The sequence below is a fragment of the Methylocystis sp. JAN1 genome (assembly GCF_052186135.1).
Classification (GTDB): Bacteria; Pseudomonadota; Alphaproteobacteria; order Rhizobiales; family Beijerinckiaceae; genus Methylocystis.
Genome location: NZ_CP181499.1, coordinates 3,111,486 through 3,133,866 on the forward strand (window position 1 = coordinate 3,111,486; position 22,381 = coordinate 3,133,866).

The 22,381-nt window shown below is 64.0% G+C and carries 15 protein-coding genes; 10 read left to right on the forward strand and 5 right to left on the reverse strand.

All coding sequences use genetic code 11. The annotated features are described in order from the left end of the window. Positions 1-107 precede the first annotated feature (107 nt). Positions 108-950 (forward strand): hypothetical protein, encoded by an 843-nt coding sequence (locus ACNHKD_RS14890; protein ID WP_442754263.1) that lies wholly within the window; start codon positions 108-110, stop codon positions 948-950. A gap of 11 nt (positions 951-961) precedes the next feature. Here ACNHKD_RS14890 and ACNHKD_RS14895 read toward each other — a convergent pair whose 3' ends face one another. The 5 genes from ACNHKD_RS14895 to ACNHKD_RS14915 are packed head-to-tail and all read right to left on the reverse strand — an operon-like array spanning position 962 to position 10,910. After that, positions 962-3,706 carry a helicase-related protein gene (locus tag ACNHKD_RS14895; RefSeq protein ID WP_442754264.1) on the reverse strand — a complete coding sequence of 915 codons (2,745 nt, stop codon included), beginning with the start codon at positions 3,704-3,706 and terminating at the stop codon, positions 962-964. A gap of 3 nt (positions 3,707-3,709) precedes the next feature. Then, positions 3,710-6,700, reverse strand: coding sequence for an anti-phage-associated DUF1156 domain-containing protein (locus ACNHKD_RS14900; protein WP_442754265.1), 2,991 nt, complete (start codon positions 6,698-6,700; stop codon positions 3,710-3,712). A 14-nt stretch (positions 6,701-6,714) separates the two neighbouring features. Beyond that, on the reverse strand, positions 6,715-7,365 hold the full coding sequence (locus ACNHKD_RS14905) for a DUF3780 domain-containing protein (RefSeq protein WP_442754266.1): 651 nt from the start codon (positions 7,363-7,365) through the stop codon (positions 6,715-6,717). A gap of 10 nt (positions 7,366-7,375) precedes the next feature. Next, entirely contained in the window at positions 7,376-10,507 is a 3,132-nt protein-coding gene (locus ACNHKD_RS14910) for a DUF499 domain-containing protein (RefSeq protein WP_442754267.1), read from the reverse strand. Positions 10,508-10,559: 52 nt separating this feature from the next. Further along, positions 10,560-10,910, reverse strand: a complete 351-nt coding sequence (locus ACNHKD_RS14915) for a hypothetical protein (RefSeq protein WP_442754268.1) — start codon at positions 10,908-10,910, stop codon at positions 10,560-10,562. A gap of 225 nt (positions 10,911-11,135) precedes the next feature. Between ACNHKD_RS14915 and ACNHKD_RS14920 the strand changes: the two genes are divergently transcribed. From ACNHKD_RS14920 to ACNHKD_RS14960, 9 genes are all read left to right on the forward strand, one after another. Beyond that, positions 11,136-11,285, forward strand: coding sequence for a hypothetical protein (locus ACNHKD_RS14920; RefSeq protein ID WP_442754269.1), 150 nt, complete (start codon positions 11,136-11,138; stop codon positions 11,283-11,285). Positions 11,286-11,408: 123 nt separating this feature from the next. Continuing rightward, complete coding sequence (locus tag ACNHKD_RS14925; protein WP_442754270.1) at positions 11,409-11,738, forward strand: DUF6634 family protein; 330 nt, start codon at positions 11,409-11,411, stop codon at positions 11,736-11,738. Further along, positions 11,735-13,777, forward strand: coding sequence for an AAA family ATPase (locus tag ACNHKD_RS14930; RefSeq protein ID WP_442754271.1), 2,043 nt, complete (start codon positions 11,735-11,737; stop codon positions 13,775-13,777). Before ACNHKD_RS14925 ends, ACNHKD_RS14930 begins: the two co-directional genes overlap by 4 nt. A gap of 62 nt (positions 13,778-13,839) precedes the next feature. Next, positions 13,840-14,064, forward strand: coding sequence for a hypothetical protein (locus ACNHKD_RS14935; RefSeq protein WP_442754272.1), 225 nt, complete (start codon positions 13,840-13,842; stop codon positions 14,062-14,064). A gap of 550 nt (positions 14,065-14,614) precedes the next feature. Then, positions 14,615-14,827: a hypothetical protein gene (locus ACNHKD_RS14940; RefSeq protein WP_442754273.1), complete on the forward strand. Its 213-nt coding sequence runs from the start codon at positions 14,615-14,617 to the stop codon at positions 14,825-14,827. 15 nt (positions 14,828-14,842) lie between these two features. Further along, positions 14,843-15,526: a hypothetical protein gene (locus tag ACNHKD_RS14945; protein WP_442754274.1), complete on the forward strand. Its 684-nt coding sequence runs from the start codon at positions 14,843-14,845 to the stop codon at positions 15,524-15,526. Then, on the forward strand, positions 15,523-17,985 hold the full coding sequence (locus ACNHKD_RS14950) for a Mu transposase C-terminal domain-containing protein (protein ID WP_442754275.1): 2,463 nt from the start codon (positions 15,523-15,525) through the stop codon (positions 17,983-17,985). Before ACNHKD_RS14945 ends, ACNHKD_RS14950 begins: the two co-directional genes overlap by 4 nt. Beyond that, positions 17,975-19,030 (forward strand): TniB family NTP-binding protein, encoded by a 1,056-nt coding sequence (locus ACNHKD_RS14955; protein WP_442754276.1) that lies wholly within the window; start codon positions 17,975-17,977, stop codon positions 19,028-19,030. Before ACNHKD_RS14950 ends, ACNHKD_RS14955 begins: the two co-directional genes overlap by 11 nt. Before the next feature lies 1 nt (position 19,031). Then, a complete protein-coding gene (locus ACNHKD_RS14960) occupies positions 19,032-22,364 on the forward strand; it encodes a TniQ family protein (RefSeq protein WP_442754277.1) in 3,333 nt (1,110 codons plus the stop codon). The last annotated feature ends 17 nt before the right edge of the window (positions 22,365-22,381 follow it).

Sequence of the window (22,381 nt, forward strand, 5' to 3'; positions counted from 1 at the left end):
GACGTCCTCACTCTTGGGTAACGAGATTAGCAAGTTTGACAAGCTATGCGTCAGCCTCGGACAGGGTAGTGCAAATACCGTGACGTAATCTCACGGAGCGGTCATGAATGGATGCCTTTTCGAGCCTGAAATCCAGCGATTGCGTCACGGATTCCGACGCCGACGCCCTCATCCGCGCCGGCCTCATCCTGTTCGGCGCGCGCTGGAAGGCGCCGATGGCTAGGACGCTCGGCGTGACCAGGGAGACGGTCTCCCGATGGGTCGGCAGCGGGAGCGTCCCCACGTGGGCGATGGCGGTCGTCCGGCTCATGAACGCCAACAAAGGCGCCGTCCTCAGCCTCTGCGACCGTACGGGCAACATCGTGCGCCCTTGGGCCGACGCCGGGTTCGAGTGCATCTGCGTCGACATCGCGCATGACTCCGGCGAGGCGACGCGGGACGGCATCACGTGGATCGACGCCGACATCCGTGAATGGCTCCCGCCGCCTCGGCACTACGCCATCGTCTTCGCGGCGCCGCCGCGCACGAACCTCGCCGTCAGCGGCGCCCGATGGTTCAAGGACAAGGGCATGGGCGGGCTGACCGAGGCGATCGAGATCGTCGAGGCGTGCCGGCGCATCTGCGAATGGAGCCGGGCGCCGTGGATGATCGAGAACCCCGTCAGCACCCTCGGCAGCTATTGGCGGAAGCCGGACTTCTCGTTCCATCCCCACGAATTCGGCAATTACGAAGGCGGCGCAAGTGATGACTATTTGAAGCGAACTTGCCTATGGACCGGCGGCGGCTTCCGCTTCCCGCAGAAGCGACCGATCGAAGCCTTCCGCCCCCTCTACATCCGTGACCTGCCGCCAACCGACGACCGGGCAGACGTCCGCAGCGTCACCCCGCCAGGATTCGCGCGGGCGGTATTCGAGGCCAACGTGGGGGGAACTTCAGTGATTGAAAGGTAACCGACTTTGATTCACCAGCCCTTCCGCATGAATTCTTCAATATCACGCGAAGACAGAATACGCTCGGTTGACTCCCAATCGAGGCCTTCGTCGTCAGCGATGTCGCGCCAATACCGCTTTTCCATCGGCGGCTGGATGAGCTGTACCCGGCTTGGGAAATACCTCACCGATTCCCGGCCTTCGAGCACAGCAGCGACCCAGTCGTCCTCAAAGGAGTCCGGAAGCTGGCCGAGCACGGCAAAGATATCGGAGAAACGGTCGGAAAGCGCGGTGTAGACCTCATCCTCGACCGTGCCGGCATACCGCAAATTCATCACATGGATCGCATTACGCCATTGGCCAATGCGTTGCACGCGCCCCTTCCTTTGCTCGAGTTTCGAAGGGTTCCAAGGCAAGTCGACATTGATCTGCGCGCCGAGCCTTTGGAGGTTCAATCCCTCGCAAGCGGCGTCGGTCGCCACCAGCAGCCTGATCTTGTCGGCTTGGACCTTCTCCTTGATGTCGTCCCGTTCCGCTTGGCGGCGCTCCTCGCCCTGGATGACGGACGAGCGCTTGCCCCCGGCGTACATGGCGATGGGCTCCGAAGGGAACCTAGCTGCGAGCTTGTTGGCCACCCATTCCGCAGTGTCGAAAAACTGGCTGAAGATTATCGAGCCGTGTTGCTCCAACCAATGTCCGTCGTCGAGAAAACGAATGATCAGGTCGATTTTCGGATCAAGCTCGTCGCGCTCCACGATCGAGGCGAGGTGGCTCTCGACTTCGCGAAGCAACTGCTCTTCAGCGGGGGTGAGGACCAAGCGGCCCTTGGTCTCCATGAAGAGATCGCTTTCGAATTCATCGGCCAATCCCTCTTGGTTTTTGTCCAATAAAGCCCGCGTAGTGTTCAATCCCGCCATGACGGAGGAGCCGATGCGCCTGAGCAGTATCGTCTTCATGAAACCGGCGCGAGGGCGCGTACTGGCAAAGAGCGCGCAGAATTCGGTCGCGGCCCTGTAAGCTTCGCCGAAACTAAAGCCCATGCGGAGGCCTTGACCATTGAAAAGCCTCGTCGGGATCTCGTCTTCGGAGTTTGGATGAACGACGACTTCTATTTTCTTGATGAGTTTTGCGTCTTCCAGCATCGCGCGCGATCGGCGTATGACGCGCCTGACGATGGGATTCGATTGTTTGACTATCTGCTCGAATTCGAGGGCGACATCGGAGCGAATGGCGCGCGCCAGCTCGTCGAAACGCGGGCCCCTGACAGCATCCTCTCGCAGGCCGTGTCCGACGCGGATGTTGCGAAAGATACGGTGCTCGGAACTCGGGGGCATGGGGTTGCGAAGAAGCGCCCACCGATCGGTTTGGTCGGTGGGCCAAGCCTTTCTCCCTGTGAGGTAGCCTATGGAGTCGTCCGTGCCCCAAGGCCGGTTGCTAGACTCCCCCAAGACGTGCGGGGCGCCGTGAGCCAAGATGTTTATGAGATCCCATAGCTCGACCGCGCGCAATTGGATCGGCGTGGCCGTTCCCAAGATTACGCTGGGGGCATTCACTGCGATTCTTTCCATGAACTCCATCAAGCGGTTTTCACCGCTCCGGACGCCGTCCTCCCCTGTGCGGTCGGCTCTCGCCTTGTGCGCCTCGTCAAGCACTATGACCCCGAAATGCTGTTTCTCGAGGAACGACCGTTCGCCTTCGTCATCGCCATTGATGATGAGCCCGGTCGACACGATGCCGATCCGCATCGGGCATTTCGCTACTTGGGAAGCGTCCCCACGCGGGGAGATGGCGAACTCCCGCGCGTCCATCCACTGTTTCCGGGTCGTGGACCAAATTGCCGAAGGCAGACCCAGCATGTCCTGAAGCTCGGTTTGCCATTGCCTGGTCAATGTCGCCGGCGCCAAGACGAGCACGCCGCCTCCCGAAAGAAGGGCGAGCACCAAAGCGGCAGCCGCCATGGAGAGCGTCTTCCCGAGCCCGACGTCGTCGGCAATCAGAAAGCGGGCCTTTCCGTAGAGCCGCCAGTCATCAACGCAGGTCTGAACGAAACGCTTCTGCCAAGGGCGCAAGATCTGGCCGCCCTTGTAGATCGGTCTTTCGACCAGTGACGAGGCCGGATTGTCGAGCGCGCCCGCGTTGCGCGCCTCCTCAATTGACCGGTACTCGACTCGCCGAGCCACCGAGCCAATATGCTCGACCACTGCTTCAGGGAGTTCGACGCCAAGGTTCCAAAAATAGTCGAATTCCTCGCGGACCCATACCGTGGCCTCGGGGTCATCGTCTTCCCAAACGATCTCGTAGGAGTGCAGAAGTCCCGTCGCGCTCTCGTTCATGCTGGCGACGAACGCCGTGGAGCCGCCCTCGCGATATTCGAGTATCCCGGCCTTCCCGTGAACGAAAACGTTCTTGCCGTCCCGCGGCACCACCCTGACCTGCATCCGCCCGGATGCGAGAAGGTCGTGGAGGATGCGATACCTATCCTTGGAAAGCAGGTTGTCGAGCGAAGTCTGGTCCTGCTCCCACCGGGAGATCAGCGCCTTGGCCACGGCGTCGCGCCCCTCCGCTGCGGCCTTGGCGACCTTGACATCGTTGGGATCGAGTTCGCCGTTGCACACGACCTTGATCTCGTCGATCTGGCTCAGCTCTTCCTCGACGATCTCCAAGAGCGATGAGCGGAAATAGCCCGCGATTCTGAAATATCGGCGTGCGCGCGACATACGGTCGGCGAGGACATCCTTCAGTGGAGCGAGTCGGGACGAATGCCGGGTTACCGTCATGGCTCAGACGCGATCCACTTCGAGCTTCTGCGCGAGCAAGTCCGCAGCTTCACTTTCCTTCGGTCTGGTGCGGAATGTCTTTATGGAGATGTACCGCGCGAACTCTACGAGCTTCAGGCGCATACCCCAATAGTCCGGGCCGAGCTCTGTCCGCAAGAAGGCGAGACCATCCTTGGGATCGTCCTTTTGCATAGTCTTGAAGACGGCGAACAAAACCCGGCGCAATGGCGTCACGCCAAAGCCGGTGTCGCCGAGGAGGCTGCCCTTCAGACAGGCCGCGCCCGCGAGCGAAGCCTTGTTCGCCTGTTTCGAGTCCATGAGGTCCGTGTAATTTTCCACGGCGAATGTCTTCGAGAAGTTTTGATAGTCCGCGAAACGCATCGAACCCTTTGACTCCATGTCCAGCATGCGAACATAGAAACGCGAATGCGGGTCACACTCCCTCCATAGATTTCTCGGAAACCCGTCGGGGACAAGCATGTTATTGGCCACGGAAGCCGCGTATTCGATCAAGTCGCGAATGACTGTCTTTTCACCCTTGGCCAGCTTTCTGAATACGTCCGCCCCGACGTCCTTCCTGTCGATCGTCTCGTAGTTCGTGATGACGCGAAGAGCCGCCGCATAGGCGGCCAACTGGAGATCGCCATCCGTGTAAAGTCGCTCCGCAGTCCAGTCCTCGCCAAGGGCATTGAGCCGATCGAGTTGCGCCTTCACCTCGTCCTCGATCTCCCCTTCTATGTTCATGCGCCGACCATTGCGCTTCTCAAGACGCTTACGGAGAACGAGCAGGATTGTTCCTTGAACGTAATTACCCTTTTTCGTCGAACTTTCGGTCTCCGTAACCACATTCCATGCCGCCGTGACTCGAAGTCCGGCTGCCCACATGATTGCCGCAAGATCTGCCCAGACCCCTGCATCCTGATGTGTGAACATGACGATTTGAACGCCATGATCCGGCATGTGTGCCGCCATGGCCTTGTAGGCGGCGACCATCTCGGAGCGGAACTTTTCGTCGACACCCTTGATCGCGAGATGTCGACGCGATTCCCAAGTGAAATCCGGGAATACTTTCTTTCCGACGCTACGCGCCCACGCGATGAAATACTCGGTTATCTCATGGTAATTGATCGCGTCGGCATAGGGCGGATCTGTCACGTAAACGTCGTGATCCTTGTTAATTTCAGAGGCCGGCAGGGCGACGATGGTTGAGGTGCCAGCGACAGAGACGGCAGGGGCGGCTTTCCTGATCGAAGGAAGCAAACCTACCGACGATCGGCAGCCAAAGTTATAGAATGTGTTGAATGCCTGGTTGTAAAACACGTGGTTCACTACATCGGCTGGCTTCTTCGGGGTGGGAGTACGGACCATCCACTGTGTCAGTCGAGACATGTAATTCAAGGAGCGGCAGAAGTTGATCAGCAACGCACCCTTGGTGTCTTGATTCTCAATCTTTGTGATCTTTTTCATTGCTATCGAGGCAAACAACAAGTGGCGTGGCAGGAACAGGTGATGCCAGTAGGTCCAGCCCCGTGTACGGATAAGCTCGTCTGTCTTCTGGCCCGGAGTGATTTCCTCATCCGGAACAAGGCCAGCTTTCTGCCATGCCTTAAGATTCTTTCTGACGAGGTCTCGTACCCGTTTCTCGTTGGCCAAATCGTGCGCGGTAGGAGACGCGAAGAAGGTCGAAGGGCCTGCGTCCTCCTCACTCCCATCCTCGTCGTCGGCATCCTCTTCGGGTTCAACATCGTCAAATTGACGGAACCATTGAATGCAGTAAAGCCTTTCCCGGAATATGTCAGACTCGCGCGGCTCGAAATCGTCCACGTTCCATTTTCTCAGAAGATTGACGTTGACCCCATCTTCGTTCTTGCGGTCACCGCGTATGACGGAGATGGCCACGCCATCTCGGTTCGGATTGGCCGGATGGACAACCCTGTCATCGACGAACGTTCCGACTTCGGCAGCCGCGATCTCCTCGTCGGTCGCACCGACTATGATCCTGATCTCGTAGTCCTTGCGATCCGGCCTCGGAATCAGCTTGGCCACCGTCCTCAGGTTCTTTGAGATCACCCATGACGGCGCCAACGGGACGAGATAGCCGGTCTTCGGACAGCGCACTTCCACGCAGTAGAGGTAAGCCTTCGCTTGCCTGCCTTCGGCATCCTTCTCGACCCCGATCTTCGCAATCTCGTCTTTGATCGCTTCGGCAACCTCGGTTTGGGTGGCAGTAATCACCCCCCGAACGTTTGCACCCGCGCCGATAACCTTGATGCCTCCCCAAGTCAGCATGCCGGCTATCGGGTTCAAGTCGGAAGCCCAAGCATCGCAACCGATGCGGGCGGCTTCGAATGGAATGGAGCCTCCGCCGGCAAATGTGTCCGCCACTCTCGGGCGGTGGCCGAAGCGCATACGCCCAAGCTGGTCGACGAGTTCATCGATCGAATTCGCCGCAGTCCCCAAGTGCGCGTTGACCTTGGGCCATATGCCTTGATACAGATCTTCGCTGCATTCCTCTGGGCGGAGGCAATATGCCAGCCGCTTGCCATACGGCAAAGTCAACAGCCATTCGCTCAATATCGAGAAACGCTCATCTCGCGTGACGTCCCTGCGCCATGCCGGCGAGCCATTCGCATTGATGACCTCGGCGTACCGCGACCAAGCGGGATCGACGTCCGCAGGTTTCACCTTACGGATCCGCTTTTTGAAGCTCGTATCGTCCATGCCCATCAGGAGCAGAAAAATACGCAGGTCTTCCAGTGGGCGGTCCGTTGCGGGCAACAGTACACCGAGGATTGAAGCGCGGACAAGTATGAGAGGTTTACGCCCCTTCCAATACGAACCTAAGGAAGTGAGAACCTGACCGTGGATGGCCTTGCGTTCTTTATACGCTTCCGCAGATACTCGGTTCACTGGAAATTGCGTCTCGATGAACGAGGGAGCGTCCTTCAGGGAAAACGGAACGATCTTCGATTTGGTCGGGGTCATCTTGTTCATCTCGGCGGTCCCGGTCACGCGAACGCCTCGCGCGCTGCGAGTCCGATCGCGCGCAGGGCCGCAAATTCTATCTTGCGCCGGTCCGCGTCCGGCGCGGCGTTATGTCCATCGTTGACCCGCGGCGGCAGCCTCCCGCGCGTGGTGAGGGCCCCGAGCGAGAAGATGTCCTTGCGCGTGCCAAAGCAGAGCGCCTTTCGGAGTGCGTCGCGCCAGCCCATGCCTACCTGATGGGCGAATCCTGTCGATGCCGCCGTCATCGTGTAGAGCCACCAGCGTTCCTCCGGCTTCAGCCCCAGCCAGTTCTTCATCGCGACCTCGGTCATCTCGGTGCTCACGTCGTCCTGCTCGATCGCCCAGACGAGAACCACAAGCTCCTTGCCCAAGAGGCGTTGCACTCCGTTGGCGCCTTGGGACCATTTCCCAGGCTTGCGACGCGCCGCTTTCAGGCGCCGATTGAACTCCAAACGTACCTCGCCCGAGATCGCATCCCATTTCGCCTTGTCGAGTTGAGCCCGCAAGACGACCTCTGGACTCCATTCCTTCTCCGTGACGCCCGGCTGTCGACCGAAGACCTCGAAGAAATCGACGGTGTCTCGCGATTTGGTTGGCACCTGCACAAGGAAGCAGTGCTCGAGATAATAATCGTTACAGTCGAATCCCGACATGGAGCTCCCCTTAGCCGACCTCGTCCTGCGCCCACTTGAGCGTCTCGTAGTCGAGATCCCTCTTGTCAGCGAAATTCTTGAAGTCCTTCCCCGTCATGAATGCCGTCTCGTTGAAGGCCAAACTGACGCGTTCCGCCTTGAAGCCTGCCTCCTTGGCGAGCGTGTTGAGAATGTTCTCGATCTCATCAGCGCCCAGTCCGATCGCCCCGCCGAAGGTCGTATCCATGTAGCCGTCGTCTTGGTCGCTGCGCCCGGATTCGATCCGGCCACCGAAAACCTTCGCGCCTTGAGCCTCGCGCAACGCGGCGATGAGATCATAGGCGTCCTTGGTGGACTTCGATCCGATCCTCTCCTTCAGCCTTACCGGCTTGTTATCCTCAGGCTCTTTCACCGGCTCGCCTGGTCCGGGGCCTAGGCCGGACCCGATGGATATCGTCTGCTCCGTAGACCATCTTCCATCGATGGTGGCGGCGACGCGAACCATGGCGCAGCCCGGAGGGAGCATCGCGGAGTTCGCGACGACCGGTCCGCGTTTGGCTTCGCGACCATCGAATGTCGCGTGGATTTCCGCAGCGCGTGGAATGACCAAGGTCTCAAGTCTGTACCCGCCCGACGTGGAGGCCATCACGGCACGCAGGTGGATCGGCGCCTCCCATACGTAAGGCTCGCCTGTCTTCGCCTCCTTTTTGGAATCCACAGCGAGAAACCAGACCTTGTGAGCCGAGGTCTCGAACGACGTCCCCGAGACCTTGCCGGATGTCTTGGGGTCCGGCGCGCCTTTCTCAGAGAAAAAGACCGTGTCGGCGTCCTCCCTAGTCACCGTCAACCGGTAGCTGCCGCGCTCCAAAGCCTCGTCGAGGGATCCCTCCAATCGAATGCTGACGGAAGCGACGCGCTCGAACTTCTTCTCGATCAGTCCCGACCTCTCACGCTCTCGCCAATATTTTCTGCGGCAGCACTCGTCGATGAGGTGGTCGAGTCCGTTGGGCGGCAGCCAGTACCAGCCCGCGCGGGCGGCGGCCTTGCGGTGGAGTTCGCCGCGCGGGACCGCGTCGGCATCGAAGAGCTGTTCTTCGGCCTCGGCGCGTAGCAGATCGATTTCGGAATCGAGGGCCTCCGCCTTGATGTATTTGCCCCGTTTGGCGAGCACGTCGACGATCTGGTCTTCTCCGGAATAATCGTTGTTGTCGAAGGCCATCTCGAAGTCGCCGTATTCCCGCATGCCACGGTCCGTGGGGAATACGATCGTCTTGAAAGTCTCGCGCAGAGCGGAGAGGAACTGATTGGCCGCCCGCGTCTCGATCGCCTCTACTTCCTTGACCTGCGTCGCGGCGCGGTCCGGACGGGCCTTGATCGCCCTGCCAACGATTTCGATCGCCCGGATCTGGCGCGCAAGGTTCCGCAGCGTGCCCACGGCGTTCATGTCCGCCGTGAGGGCCAAGACGCGATTCTGCCGGTCGAGAGCGTCCCACCACGCCTTGAAGTCCGCAGGCAACTGTTGCGCGGGTCGTTCGAGCACGACCAAGGTGACCGTGCTCTCGGCGACCTCGACTTGGTCGAGCGACGGAAGAATGGACATCGTGCCGTATAGCTTCCTGCCGGTCGGCTTGAAGACGACCTCCAGCTTCTTACGGAGTTCTTGGTCGACCACTTCTTCGGCGAGGCTGAGGGCCGTCTCATTGATCTCTGAAGTGACGTTGGCCGTCTGTCCAAAGTAAATGCGCTCGTCGACACCCTTAAAAAGATAAGAGGCATTCTCAACCACCTTGTCGAGAGCCTTGGATATCTCTGCGGTCTTGGTCAGGGGGTCGACTAGCCCTTCGATGATCTCATTGCGGCGCAGCCCGAGTATCGGATCTTGCGCGAGGGACAGGGAGGACATCAGGATCAGCTTCGAAACGGACGTCGCCGTCGAATTGCCGTCCGCGGCGTCCACCTGCTCAGCGAGCGAATTGCCCCTGTCGGCGATGTCCTTGGAGATCGCGTTAATGAAGTAGGAATTGATCTTCCTGATCTCCTCGATCGTCCCCGCGTGGTTGAAATCCAAGTGCTGAAGCCCGACGAGGAAAATGCTCTCGTCCGACTTCCAAGCGTTCCTGACCGCGAGGCGGAGGATTCGAATGAGCGCTCTGGTCTGCTGGTATCCAGGGTTTTCCTTGAACCTCGCAACGATATCGCGGATCGAAGGGTGGAAAGGGTAGGTCTCACGGATGCGGGAGATGAACGTCTCCGGCACGAGGGTGATCTCGTCCACCCTTTTGGCTTGATTCAAAGCATCCACATATGCCTGACCGACTTCCTCGATCAGATCGGCGCCGGGAAGCTCGTCGAACAGCTTCTTGCGAATGATCTCGAAGATCTCGCCGGAGTTTTGCTGGACCGGCGTAATCGCTTGCGCGTATTTTCCATATTGCTTGTTGAGAGTGCTTATGAGGGTCTTCAACTTGGCCGAACCCTCGGCGAACACGTCGTCCATCAGATTGGTAACGATGACGCAGGCTCGCGGAAGCTGGGAGAGGGCGTTGAACAGACGTTCCAAGGCGCCGATCGTGATATCGGCAAGAGTGGAGTTTCCGACCTTTTGGCCTTCGGCCATCTGGAGATAGCTGGGAAGCTCGTCCAGAAGGATCACGATCGGATCGTCACCAATTGTTTTAATCCATTCATCGACTCCGGGGACCGTGGCGCCGTGCTGCCAAAAGCGCGCCATTATTTCCGGGCGATCGAGCTTGTCCGCGATGTGTCCCCAAAGGAAATTCGCTGGGTTTTGGTGGCCGTTGAAAATGACAACCTTGGCAGCGCCGAAGGTAGCGCCTTCTGCGACTCCCGGCATGCTGCGTTGCAGGATTCGCTTACGCAGACCTTCGTTCTGGGCAAGGAGCGCGAAAGCGATGAGGCTGTGCGTCTTGCCGCCGCCCATCGACTGCGACAAGTAAAAGGCACCGCCATCGGACCGGCCCGACAGGCGCTCAAACCCATTATAGACCAAGGTCCGCAGCCCCTCGGTGAAGTGGTTCCGCCGGAAGAAGGCGTCGGGGTCGATCCTCGGCAGATCCTCAAGGTTGGCGATCTGATCGACCAGCCCGTCTTGAGAAACGAGGTCGCTCACTTTACAAAGATGGCGGACAGTCTGAAGAGGCATTTGCGCTTCCTAAGCAGCGAGATGGATTGTTACCTGTTGCAATGATTATGGGTTACTTGAGCGTACGCTTTTTCGTGCGCCGCTGTGCAAGCCAACTTCTGACGGCATCCTCGACGATCTCATAGGCATTCCTTTCATCGTCCAACGCAACCTTCTTGAGTTCCTTGATGAGATCGGCGTCGAGATAGACCAGAAGCGACTTCCGACCGTCGGTGCGGACGCGGATTGTCGTCTTGGCCGTGGCCTCCTTCTTCGATGTTCCCATCTTGGAATTCCAGATAGCCAGATAGCTGGCATGCCCCGGAATCAGAGTCGCATGCGTTCGATGATTCGCCAATAACCGATTCGAAGAATCTCCATAAAATTCCAGGGCGTCCGTGAAATCCGCGCGATCGACGCCCATTAACCATGCCGCTTTGCATTTGACGAAAAAACTTCGAAAAGCGGGCTTGACTCTGTTCTCTTTCTGTTCCTATTCTCGCTCCCATGAACACCGCTCTCACCATACGCGTCGAACGCAAACGCCTCGAACGGCTGCTTAAAGGCAGCCGCCCGGCTTCGTTCGTCCTCCGCGAAGCCCGCAACGGATAGCGTGTTCGGAGGACGCGTTTCGAGTGAGCGTCCTCAGATGTCCTTTTCCTCTCCCTCCTTTTCCATCGTCACCGTCGGCGCCGTAGCGTCGCCGACCATCGCCGCGCGTCCGATCCGCGGGCGACTTGCCGGCGAGCTTCTTCCCAAACGAGAACGCCTGCCCGGCAAACGGATACGCGTCGCCTGATCGCGCCGAGCCGGGCTCCCGCCCCTTTCCACTGACTGCCGATCCGCGCGGACACGCGCATCACGCCAAGACCGATTTCAGCCCCGCCGGCGCCCCGTCGCGGGGAATGCAGGAGCAGTTACCATGAGCAATCCATTCATCTTCGACGCCGACATCGCCGACCTGATCATCAGGACCAGGTCCCTGTCAGACGACCTCGCCCGGATCCTCGCCGACGGCGGGCCTTCAGACGCCGATCTCGTCGATGCGCCGTTCCTCGACCGCTTCGTCGTGGTCCCGCGCATGCGCCCCGCCCTCGCGGGCATCGCGACAGGACATCCGATTCTTGGCGATCGGCGGATCGTCAGTTCCGAGCTTTTCGCCATCGACTGCGACGCCGGATGGGCGAGGACGTTTTCGCGCTTCTATCGAATCGGTCGCCCCGCCGGCGCCGCGCGCGGGAGGGACCAATGAGCGACGATCCCAATCCGAGCGACAGGCCGTCGGGCTTGGCGTCGCTGTCTCCCGCGGGCTCCGACGACCAGAACGGCGGCGATCGCGATCCCGTGTTCGCCGTGCTCGACGATATCGCGGCGTCCTCCGATGGCGCGCAAGACGACGACTACCCCGCCTTCGACCAAATCCGGATTCGCCCGGATCCTAGAAGGGCGGTCGCGGACGCCTGTCTCCGGGCGGCCTTGCCGCGGTCGACGCTGCGGCGCCTGACCGCCGGCAGGGGAGCGGTCGTCGTGACGGTCCCCGGCGCCGACTGGGTGCATCCGATCGCCGACGCCGCGCGGCGGGTGGCGCCCGAGGCTTCCGTGCTGGCCCACGACGGCACAAGGAAGACGGAGCATCGTCCTGACAAGGGCGGCGCCGAGGTCGCCGCCGCGCTCGCGCGGGGACGATCCGTGATCGGGATCTCGCAGACGCCGGCGCGCTATCTGCCGTCAGTCCTGCTCACCGTCGCCGACGCGCATCTGGCCGTCCGCGCGCCTTCGGGCGCCACCCTGCGAGGGATCGTTTCGCGCGTGACCGGACGGCGTCCGCGCCGCGACGTCGGCGCCGACGCGAGCGGACTCTCCTTCGACGAGGTCGTCTCGGCGTTCCGACCGGGCGCCGGGCCGACCGGCGTCCTGCGGAGCCTCGCCGCCTTCGCGCAGGCGAAGTCGCGGGTCGCGGCGACCGACGACACGCCGCCGCTCTCCGAGCTGCCGGGCTACGACGGCGAGGCGCGCGACTGGGCGATGAGATGCGTCGACGACATGGCCGGCTGGAAGGCCGGAAGGATTCGCTGGCGCGACGTGCCTTCATCTGCCGTGCTGTTCGGGCCGCCGGGGACGGGGAAGACCCTGTTCGCGAAGTCAGTCGCGCGAACGCTCGGCGTGCCCATCGTCGTGACGTCGTGCGGCGAGTGGTTCAACACGTCGGACGGCCATCTCGGGGACGTCATCCAAGCCTCGCAACGCGCCTTCGACGCGGCGCGCGCCGCCGCGCCGAGCGTGCTGTTCATCGACGAGCTGGATGCGATCCCCGACCGGGCGCGACTCTCGAGTCGCGAGCGGGGATTTTGGATGCCCGCGTGCAATCACGTCTTGACCTTGACCGACAACAACGCGGTTTCCCGCGACGGCGTCTTTCTGATCGGGGCCTGCAATCACTTCCACTTGCTCGACCCTGCTTTGGTGCGGGCAGGCCGCTTTGAGCGCGCGATTCCGATCCTGCCGCCGGGTCCGGATTCCCTCGCGCGCGTCATGCGTTTCCACTTGCGCGACGCGTTGAGCGGCGCCGATGCGGACCTCGTCGCCGCGGCCCGTCTGGCCGCGCCGGGATCGACGCCCGCCGATGCGGCGAGATGGGTCAGGGACGCCGCCGGCGCGGCGCGCGCTGCGGGGCGGGATCTCACGCTCGACGACATCGTGCGCGCCATTGCGCCGCCCGACGACAGGCCGCCGGACTTCCTGCGGCTGATCGCGATCCACGAAGCCGGACACGCCGTGGCGTTCCTCGCCGCGGGGCAGGAGATCGAGTCGGTGTCGCTGATCCAGCGCGGCCCCGTCGCCGGCGGGACCTTCGTGCGCCAGACGCTCTACGGGCTGGGACGGCGCGCGGATCTCGACGCAGAGGTCGTGGCGACGCTGGCGGGCCGCGCAGCGGAGGAGGCGGCGTTCGGCGAGGTCTCCGCGAGCGCCGTCGCCGATCTCGCGAGCGCGACGCAAATGCTCGCCCGCGCGCATGCGGCGCAGGGACTCGGGTTCTCGCTGATCCATCACGACGATCCGTCGGTCCTGCTCGCCTCCGACACGAAGCTTCGCGACGTCGTCGAGGCGGATCTCCGGCGGCTCTACGCGCTCGCCCTCGACATCGTCCGCCGGCGGCGGGCGGAGGTCGAAAGGATCGCCGCCGCGCTCGTCGAGAGGCGCTTCCTCTCCGGCGACGACGTCGCGGCGCTCGTCGCGAAGCCGAAGCCATCGGCGCCTCGGGCCCGCAAGGGATCCGCCGGGACGCCCTGACGTCCGACGCGACCCGGGGCCGGTATGCGCCGGCTCCGATTTCAACGGAATGGAGTTGCAGCATGACTTCCGAAGATCTGTTCGACGAAATCCTCGCGCGCCTGTGGCAGGTGCGCCTCGAAGTGGGCGACGCGGCATTCCGCGCCGCGGCCGGCGCCGCGCTCGTCGCCATCGGGCGCGTCGTGCTCGAGGAGGCGGAAAAGCGCGCCAAGAACGGCAGGACCGGCGAGGTCATCCGCTTCCCGCTGTCGCGCGTCATCCATTCGATGTCGGACGGCGGCTCATGAGCGCGAAAACGGTCGATCCGCGACTCGCAGGATTCCTTGGGTTTTCGAGGGTGCTTCGTACGCGACGCTGGAAATGATTGATGTTCCGCGACTCGCTTCTCTTGGAGCAACGAATCCGGCGGAGGGCGTCGGAAAGGCGAAAACGACCCTTCGCGCAGCGACGTCGAAAAAAAAATCTCGACCCCTCACGAAGCCAGTCGCGAAGCGGGTCGGATGCGAATCGAGGGCCGGCAGACCGGCGCAACTGGAGCCGAGCGGCCTGGATTTATTCATCGACTCCGGCGAGGCTGAATCCATCGCAGCGGGCGCCAAGGAGGTGACCGAAGAAGAAATGATGATCTGAACGCAAGAACGCCCCGGGTTTGCAGACCCGAGGCGCCCTTGAAATCCAAGCCGTCCGCTGTGCCCCAGAAAAGCCCGGGCGGCCCTTCGACCACGACGCTGTCGCGTCGGGGATGGGAGAGAGTCTGCGCGATCGCGCGGAAAGGCGCAAGCCCCGAAAGGACTTTTTCGCTTCCCCACGCGGCAGCCCTGAAAAGGGCCAAAGACCATGTTGCCGCAAAACGATCCCGCCGCGCATCGCAAGCGCGGCCCCCGCAGGCGCCTCGTTCGCCCGTCCATCACCGTTGCCGACCTCGAAGGTCTCGTCACGCGCGTCGTCGCCGACGTCTACGCCGAGACGAACGACGGCGATCACGCGCCCGGATTCTCCATCGTCACGCGCACCGAGGCGCCGCGCGTGGCGCCCTCGTCCTCGCGCTGATCGGGAGCGTCGAACATGCCCCCGATCAACCGTACGCCCAAGGTCGTCCGTGCCGCCCGAAGGACGCCGGAGAGCCGCGACACGCGAACCTCTCATTACGGCTGGTTCTTCCATCCGCGCACGAAGGAGATGATCCCCTACCAGCGCGTGCTCGCATGCCAGTTCCTCATCGTCACGGCAGCCGATCCCGACGTGCTCGCGTTCTCCACGAAGCCGCAGCCCCTGCAATGGTGGAACGGCTCCCGGTGGGAGGAGTACCAGCCGCGCTACGCGGTCCATCGCGCCGGCCATCCCAAGGGCGTCGTCGACATCGTCGACGTCGAGATCCTGTACGGCTTCGAGTATGCGCGCGACCGGATCAAGTTCGAGCGTCTGCAACGCGACGCCGCGTCGAAGTCGCGGGTCTTCAAGGTCTACACCGAGAAGGAGATCATGGCGGAGCCGCGATACTCCAACGCGATGCGGATCTCCTGCCACGCCGACAAGCAGACCATCCCAATCGACGACATCGACGCCGTGGCCGCGTTCGCGAGCGACCGCGCGCGCTTCACGCTCGACGAGTTGATCGCCGCCACCGGCCTCGATTTCGACCGGGCCTACCCGGCTGTCCTCAACAGGGTCGCCGTCGGCTTGCTCGAGATCGACTTGGACATCCCCTTCGACAGCAAGGCGCCCATCCGGCGGAGGAGCCGGCGATGAACGATCTGGCCGTCGCTCCGCACGCCGCCCGTGACGACGACGTCTTCCTGCGCCCGAACGTGGACTCCATCGACCTGATGGGGAAGCGGATGCTCTGCGTCGGCAGAGTGGCCAATCCCAAGGGCTACGCCTTCCGCGAGCCGGGCATCGACATCAACCATGTCTTGGAGAACTCGCAGATCAAGCAGTTCTTCCAATCGGGCCGGCTCGCGTTCGTCGCCGCGCCGGAGGATGCGCTGCCCCCTCTCGCGCGGCTGGCCCTGTCGCAGCCGTTGAGCAGCTTCACGCCCGAGCAGACGGAGGAGATCGAGCGGCGCCTGCGATACGTAGAGGCGCTGCACGCGCTCGGCCCGAACTTCTCGCGTTCGGCGGCGACGCTGCAACCCGTCTGCGATCGACTCGCCATCGAGACGAACGACCACAAGCCGCACGGATGGTTCAGCGCCTATCGCTGGTGGCGACTCTGGGATCTCGCGGGACGCGATCCGCGGGCGCTGAAGAAGCACGACGACAAGAAGGGCAACCGCAAAACGCGGCTCGAGGACTTCCAGGAGGCCGCGATCGAGGAAGCCATCAGGGAGACGTGGCTGACGCGCGGGCGTCCGTCGATGGCCACCGCGCAGGCGCACGCGAACAAGGTCATCATGGACGAGCTTGGCGGCCACGACGCCGTCCTCGAGCTGATCCGGGAAGGCAAGCCTTCGGTCGTCTCCAACAGGGCCGTCTCAAGGCGTTGCCGCAAGCTCGGTCGCGAGGTGCGCCTCTACAACCGCCGCGGGGCGGAGGCGACGCGCAACGAGATGTCCCCGGTCGGCGCCGGCGTCCAAGTGCGCCTGCCGTTCGAGCGCGTCGAATGCGACTTCAAATACGTGCGGCTCTTCCTCGTCGACGACAAGACGGGACTGCCGCTCGGCACGCCGTATCTGATGGCCGCCTTCGACTGCTTCTCGGGAGTCCTCGCTGGATTCGACCTTTCGTTCGATCCTCCGGGCCGGGCCTCGACGGCGCGCTGCCTCAAGCAGACGATCGGCTTCAAGGACCTCTCGCACCTGCCGCGTGACGAGGACGGCGAGCCCATCGTCCGGAATTCGTGGCCCGTCAACGGCGTGCCGATCTGGTTCTTCCTCGACAACGACATCGCCTTCCACTCGACGCACTTCTTCGCCGCCGCGAAGTCGCTCGGGTGCAACGTCGACTTCATCCCCCCGGGAGAGGCGTGGAAGAAGGGACACATCGAGCGGTTCTGGCAGACCTGCCAGCAGGTGTTCTTCGACATGTTCCCGGGCAAGGTCCTGCGGTTCTACGACAAGCCCGGGCGCGACTACGATCCGGCGAACGACGCCGTCCTGACGTTGAGCGAGGTGCGGAACTTCCTCAACAAGGCCATCGTCGACCACCACAACCAAGGCATCGACGAGGAGTCCGGCCTCAAGCGGATCGACCTGTGGCTTCAGGGCGTCGCCGCCCACACGCCGAAGCAGCCGCGGCAGCACGACGACCTCATGGAACTCGTCGGCTGCTACGCGAGCCGCAAGGCGGAGCGCCGCGGCATCCGCATCTTCGGCCTGCGCTACAACTCGCGGGACCTCGCGCATTTCCGCGCCGGGTTCCTCAAGGATCCGCGCGTCGAGGTGCGCTACGATCCCGACGACCTCGGCAAGGTCTGGGTCATCGACTCCAGGAACGGACGCGCGCTCGCGGTCCCCTGCACGCGCCCCGACTACGCCAATGGACTGTCGCTGCACCAGCACCGCGTCATCCGCGCACGCGCCGCGAGCAGATACCCCGGCGGACGTCCGATCCTCATGAAGGAGCTACTGGCGGCGCGGGCAGAGCTGCTGGCGCTCGGGCAGAAGATGATCGGGGAAACCAAGGGGCGCCGGATGCGGCAGCGGCTCGCCCACTTCCTCGGCACGGACCAGTCCATCCTCGAGGCCTACGGGTACCGCAAGGACGATCCGCAGGCGAGCAAGGGACATATCCTCGACAAGCCCGGTGCAGGCGCGCCTCCGAAGGGCGACGATTTCGACATCGACGTCGACTTCGAGGATGCGGAAGACGAGGACCAAGCGCGCAAGGACGAGGACTTCGTGGACGGGCTCGTCCGCGGCAAGTCGGACGACGACACCGGAGACGACAAGTCCAAGGGCGGCGGCTCGAAGAGCCGCCGGTCCAAGACGCGCGCCCCGAAACGCGCCGAGACGGACGCCGATGACGTCGCCGCCGTCGGGGACCGCGCGCCTGCGGTCGAGGCAGGGGAGCCTCCCGTCGAGACACGGACGCCCCCTGCCGAGACCCATGAAGGCCCGGTCGAGATCCCGGAGCGCCCGATCACGACCGCGGAGGATGCGGGAATTCCCCCGCCGGCGCCCGTCGCTGCGCCGCCATCCGACGACGCGCCGCCGCAACCGCGCGTCCAAACGCACAAACCACCGAGGATCCTGAGCGATGACGATTGACCCCAAAAGCCTCCGCAATGCCGATGGACTCTATCCCGACGACATCGCCCACATTCTCGAGAACGCCAATCCCGAGAAGAAGAAGATGCTGACCACGATCGGCAAGCTGGTCGTGTCCAACACCCGTTACGACGAGGGCCAGAAATGGCTGGAGGACGTCTTCCAGGAGTACGGGACACGCCACGAGGCTACTGCGGGACTCTTCTACGGGATCTCCGGCGTCGGCAAGAGCACGATCCTCAAGCGCTTCGCGAAGAAGCTGGGCGGCCCTTTCCCCACGGTCTCGGGGCGGATCTCCCGGCCCGTGGCGCGTGTCGTCACGCCGTCCAACACGGATCTCGGCGCGATCTACGACGAGATCCTGATCGCGCTCGACGCGCCCGATCTCATCATCGGCAAACTCAACGACAAGAAGCACGCCGTGATGACGCAACTTTGCTTGCAGGACGTCAAGCTGGTGCTCTTCGACGAGTTCACGCACGTCGTCGAGGACAGGTCCGAGAAGTTCACCAAGAAGCTCATGCGCGCGGTCAAGGGGATCGTCAGCGAGAACGTCTGCCAAGTGGTCCTCGCGGGAACGGAGGATCTGCCGGCGGTCCATCAGCAATACAGCCAGATGCGACGCCGCAGCGGGGGAGATCTGACGCTCACGCCCTTCGACTGGGAGGAGGATCGCGATCGTAAGGAATGGAGAGAAATCCTCGAGCAGGTCGAGTACGCCATGCCGATCAAGCCCGCGACATCGCTCCCGGCCAAGGCGACCGCCGAACGGCTGCACAAGGCGAGCAACGGCGTCCTCGACCACCTCATGAAGCTGCTCTTCCGCGCCACCGCCGTGGCCTACGACGAAGGCAATTCCGCCATCGCCGGGCAGGACCTGTGGCAGGCGTTCGAACGCATGCGGCGAGGGAAGAACAAGACGCCGAACCCTTGGCCGCAGCCCGAGGGGCGGACGAGCAAGCCTCGCCTGCTGGCGCCGATGGACGACGAGCCGTCGAACCTCCGTTCGACGGGGAGGAATGCCCGGAACGAGGACGACCTCTGAGATGCCCAGATCCAGGATCCCTCCCCCGCGCAAGCCCTTCCCCGTCGGGGCGCCGCACCACGCCGACGAGCCGGCCTACAGCCTGCTGGTCCGCACGGCCTATCTCAACGGCGCGCGCCGGATGTACACGGTGTTCGAGAAGTTCGGCATCCGCTCGGGCCAGACGGTCTGGGACATCGACCCGGATCTCGTCGCGCGCTTCTGCAAGGCGGACTTCGTCCCCGGAGGCGTGGATGCCGTCCGCGCCGCGTCGCCGAGGGTCGATCCCAAGGGCGTCTCCATCCTCGGGGAGGTCTTCGCGCGCGACCAGTTCAGCGTCCTCAACCGCCGCTGGTGCCCCGCCTGCCTCCAAGAGGATCCCTACCATCGCGTCTGGTGGGACACGCCCTACGTGTCGGCCTGCCCCGACCACGGGATCAGGATCGTCGAGGACTGCGGGTGCAGGACGCCGCCGCGATGGCGGCGGTCCCTGCCGACGAGCTGCGTGCGCGGCCACGATTTCCGCAAGAGCCCCCGCGAGCCGGCGCCGCAATGGGAGATCGCCCTCAGCCGCTACGTCAGGGACCGCCTGCTCGGCGCCCCGAGGCCCGGCGACGCCCTCCTCGACAGCTTGCCGACGATCGGCGACGCCATCTCCGCCCTCGACCGGCTCGGCGAGGCGTCCCTCGGCGAGCGCGACGGCCTCATGAAGCTGCGCCGGCGGATCGGACGGGCCGCCGTTGCAGCCGAGGGCTACCGGATCATGGCCGGCTTCCCGCAGGAGTTCGACGCGCTGCTCGACCGTCTCGTCGCGGCGTCGGGAAGCCGCATGCCGGCAAGGCAATGGGGCGTCGAGAAGGCCTATGGCGAACTCCACCTCTGGATCCGCGACATCCATCAGGCAACGGCCTTCGGCGACGCGCTCCGCGACGCCATGCGCCGGCACGCCCTCGCCAACGTCCTGATCAAGACCGGCCACGCGGTCGCCGGCGGCGCCGTGTTCAACATTCCGGGCGTCGACATGACCACCGCCGCCGAGATGGCCGGCGTGACCTTCGAGCGGTTTCGCCGGATCGCGACCGCCGTCGGCCTCCTCCCCAAGTCGAGCCTGCGGGGGCGCCCTGCCCGGCTGGATCCGCAGGCCGTCACGGATTTCGCGGCGCGCCTCAAGGGCCACAAGACGCGGCAGGAGATCGCCGGCGAACTCGGCATCGCCCCGCACGTCGCCGCCACGCTGATCGAGGCTGGGATCCTTCCCACCATCGTCCCGGGCAAGAGCGACCGCGAGAACAGGCTCAACATCTGGCTGCTGCCGGAGACGGCCGCGTACGACCTATTGACGGAATTGACCCCCGGGGACGCGCCCGCCGGCGCGCCCGGCGCGGACTTCATCCCGATCCCCCTCGCCGCCCGCAACGTGCGCGCGCCGCTCGCCACGATCCTCCGCCTCGTCATCGACGGCGTGCTGGCCGTCCGCGCGGTCGACGCGGACGCCGTCGGCCTGACGCGCCTGCTCGTCTCCCGCTCCGACGTCAGGATCGCGACCCGCCGCGCCAAGGTCCCCGGCCTCACCATGACGGAGGCCGCCAAGGCCATCGGGCTGCATCCGGAGGCGATGCCGAAACTGATCGACGACGGCTTCATCGAGTCCAGGAGAATCGGACGCATCCGGACGGTCAGCCGCGAGCAGGTCGACGCCTTCAAGGCCGCCTACGCCACCACCGCGCAGCTCGCCGGCGCCTTCGGGCTGCACGAAGGCCGCTCCCTTATGGGCATCCTCGCCGACGCCGGCGTCCGTCCGGTCTGCGCGCGCCCGCGCTTCCGGCAGGTGATCTACCGGCGCGCAGACGCCGAGGCGGCGTTGGCCGCGTATGTCGCGAAGGCCATCACAAAGGAGCGGGCGCCTTCCCCTCCCGCCGACGGCCTCGACCGGCGCGCCGCCGCCCGGCGCATGGGGCTCGACCCGATGCTGGTCACCCAGATCGTCGAGGCCGGACTGCTCCCCGCGCACAGGCTGTCGCGCGGCTTCCTGATCGCCCCTCACGACGCCGACGCCTTCATGGCTCGGCACGTGACCGCGAGCGAGCTGGCGGCGCGCCTCGGCAAGGGCCACGCGACGGCGGCGCGCCCGATCCTCGCACGGGCCGGGGTCGAGCCGGTCTGCGGGCCGCCGGCGTTCGTGTCGGCCCTGTTTCCGCGCAAGGAAGCCGAGGCCGCGATCTTGGCGTTCCTCAAGGATGCGTGCGCCAAGGAGGCGGACGCCCCGCTGGACGTCGCCGCCTATCTGACGCGCGACGAGGCCGCCCATGCGTTGGGCGTCGACAATCTCATGCTCGCGCAACTGCGCCGCGCCGGCTTCGTCGACGGCGTCGAGCATGGCCACCGGATCATCTACTCGCGCAGCAGCGTCGCCCGGTTCAAGGAGGCCTACGTCCTCGGCGGCGAGCTGGACGCCATGGCCGGCGAAACCTCCGGCAAGGGCGACGGCGGTCGCATGACGGATCTCCTGATCGGCCTCGGGGTCGCGCCGGCCTGCGCCCGCCCGCAGTTCAGCCGCTACGTATTCCCGCGCGCCGAGGCGTGCGAGGCGCTGGCCGTCCATCACGAAAGGACGGCGGCGGAAGCGGCTGCGTCGGCGGAAGCCGCCGAGACGAACGCGCGCAGGAGGGAGACGCTGATCACGCTCCGCGAGGCGCAGCGCCGGCTCGGGATCTCGAGCAACATGGGAAGCTCACTCGTCCGGGCCGGCCTGCTGGTCGCCGAGAAGCGTCCGCGGACGATCCTCGTCTCCCTCGACGAAGTGGCGCGCTTCAAGGCCGCCTACGTCACGCCAAATGAGGTCGCCGCCGTGATCGGCAAGGGCAGCCCCTTCGCCGCGACGACCCTACTGGCCAAGCTGGGCGTGAAGCCCGTCGGAGAGCCGCCGCTGCTCGATTCACGGCTCTACGACAAGAAGGTGGTCGAGGACGCCGTCGCCGCGTGGAGGCGCGACCCATCGGCGGCGGACGGCGCCGCGCGACATTCGGACGACGTCCTCTACGCCGGCGACGTCGCGCGGCGCCTCCGCACCGTCGACTCGATGGTGCCGGCCCTCATCAAGGCCGGGCTGCTGCGCGCTGACACGACCGACAAGGCGACGGTGATCCGCGTCGAGGACTTCGAGGCTTTCCGCCGGGAATATGCGATGGCGAACGAGTTCACGGATGCGTTGGGCGTCCGCTCGCCCAAGGGCGTGACAAACGCGTTTGCTCGCCTTGGCGTCGCGCCGGTCGTCACGGAGCCGCCGTTGCCGCGAGCGCTGTTCAGGCGGAGGGAGGTGGAGGGGGCTCTGGTCACGCGTATCGAGACTGAATGAAAACAATGTTCTTGACG

What these genes read in the sequence shown, in the direction of transcription:
- ACNHKD_RS14940 (WP_442754273.1), top strand. Translation starts at nt 14,615, where the DNA reads ATGTTGCCGCAAAACGATCCCGCCGCGCATCGCAAGCGCGGCCCCCGC.
- ACNHKD_RS14890 (WP_442754263.1), top strand. Translation starts at nt 108, where the DNA reads ATGGATGCCTTTTCGAGCCTGAAATCCAGCGATTGCGTCACGGATTCC.
- ACNHKD_RS14930 (WP_442754271.1), top strand. Translation starts at nt 11,735, where the DNA reads ATGAGCGACGATCCCAATCCGAGCGACAGGCCGTCGGGCTTGGCGTCG.
- ACNHKD_RS14935 (WP_442754272.1), top strand. Translation starts at nt 13,840, where the DNA reads ATGACTTCCGAAGATCTGTTCGACGAAATCCTCGCGCGCCTGTGGCAG.
- ACNHKD_RS14960 (WP_442754277.1), top strand. Translation starts at nt 19,032, where the DNA reads ATGCCCAGATCCAGGATCCCTCCCCCGCGCAAGCCCTTCCCCGTCGGG.
- ACNHKD_RS14920 (WP_442754269.1), top strand. Translation starts at nt 11,136, where the DNA reads ATGTCCTTTTCCTCTCCCTCCTTTTCCATCGTCACCGTCGGCGCCGTA.
- ACNHKD_RS14950 (WP_442754275.1), top strand. Translation starts at nt 15,523, where the DNA reads ATGAACGATCTGGCCGTCGCTCCGCACGCCGCCCGTGACGACGACGTC.
- ACNHKD_RS14895 (WP_442754264.1), bottom strand. Translation starts at nt 3,706, where the DNA reads ATGACGGTAACCCGGCATTCGTCCCGACTCGCTCCACTGAAGGATGTC.
- ACNHKD_RS14915 (WP_442754268.1), bottom strand. Translation starts at nt 10,910, where the DNA reads ATGGGCGTCGATCGCGCGGATTTCACGGACGCCCTGGAATTTTATGGA.
- ACNHKD_RS14910 (WP_442754267.1), bottom strand. Translation starts at nt 10,507, where the DNA reads ATGCCTCTTCAGACTGTCCGCCATCTTTGTAAAGTGAGCGACCTCGTT.
- ACNHKD_RS14900 (WP_442754265.1), bottom strand. Translation starts at nt 6,700, where the DNA reads ATGAACAAGATGACCCCGACCAAATCGAAGATCGTTCCGTTTTCCCTG.
- ACNHKD_RS14905 (WP_442754266.1), bottom strand. Translation starts at nt 7,365, where the DNA reads ATGTCGGGATTCGACTGTAACGATTATTATCTCGAGCACTGCTTCCTT.
- ACNHKD_RS14955 (WP_442754276.1), top strand. Translation starts at nt 17,975, where the DNA reads ATGACGATTGACCCCAAAAGCCTCCGCAATGCCGATGGACTCTATCCC.
- ACNHKD_RS14945 (WP_442754274.1), top strand. Translation starts at nt 14,843, where the DNA reads ATGCCCCCGATCAACCGTACGCCCAAGGTCGTCCGTGCCGCCCGAAGG.
- ACNHKD_RS14925 (WP_442754270.1), top strand. Translation starts at nt 11,409, where the DNA reads ATGAGCAATCCATTCATCTTCGACGCCGACATCGCCGACCTGATCATC.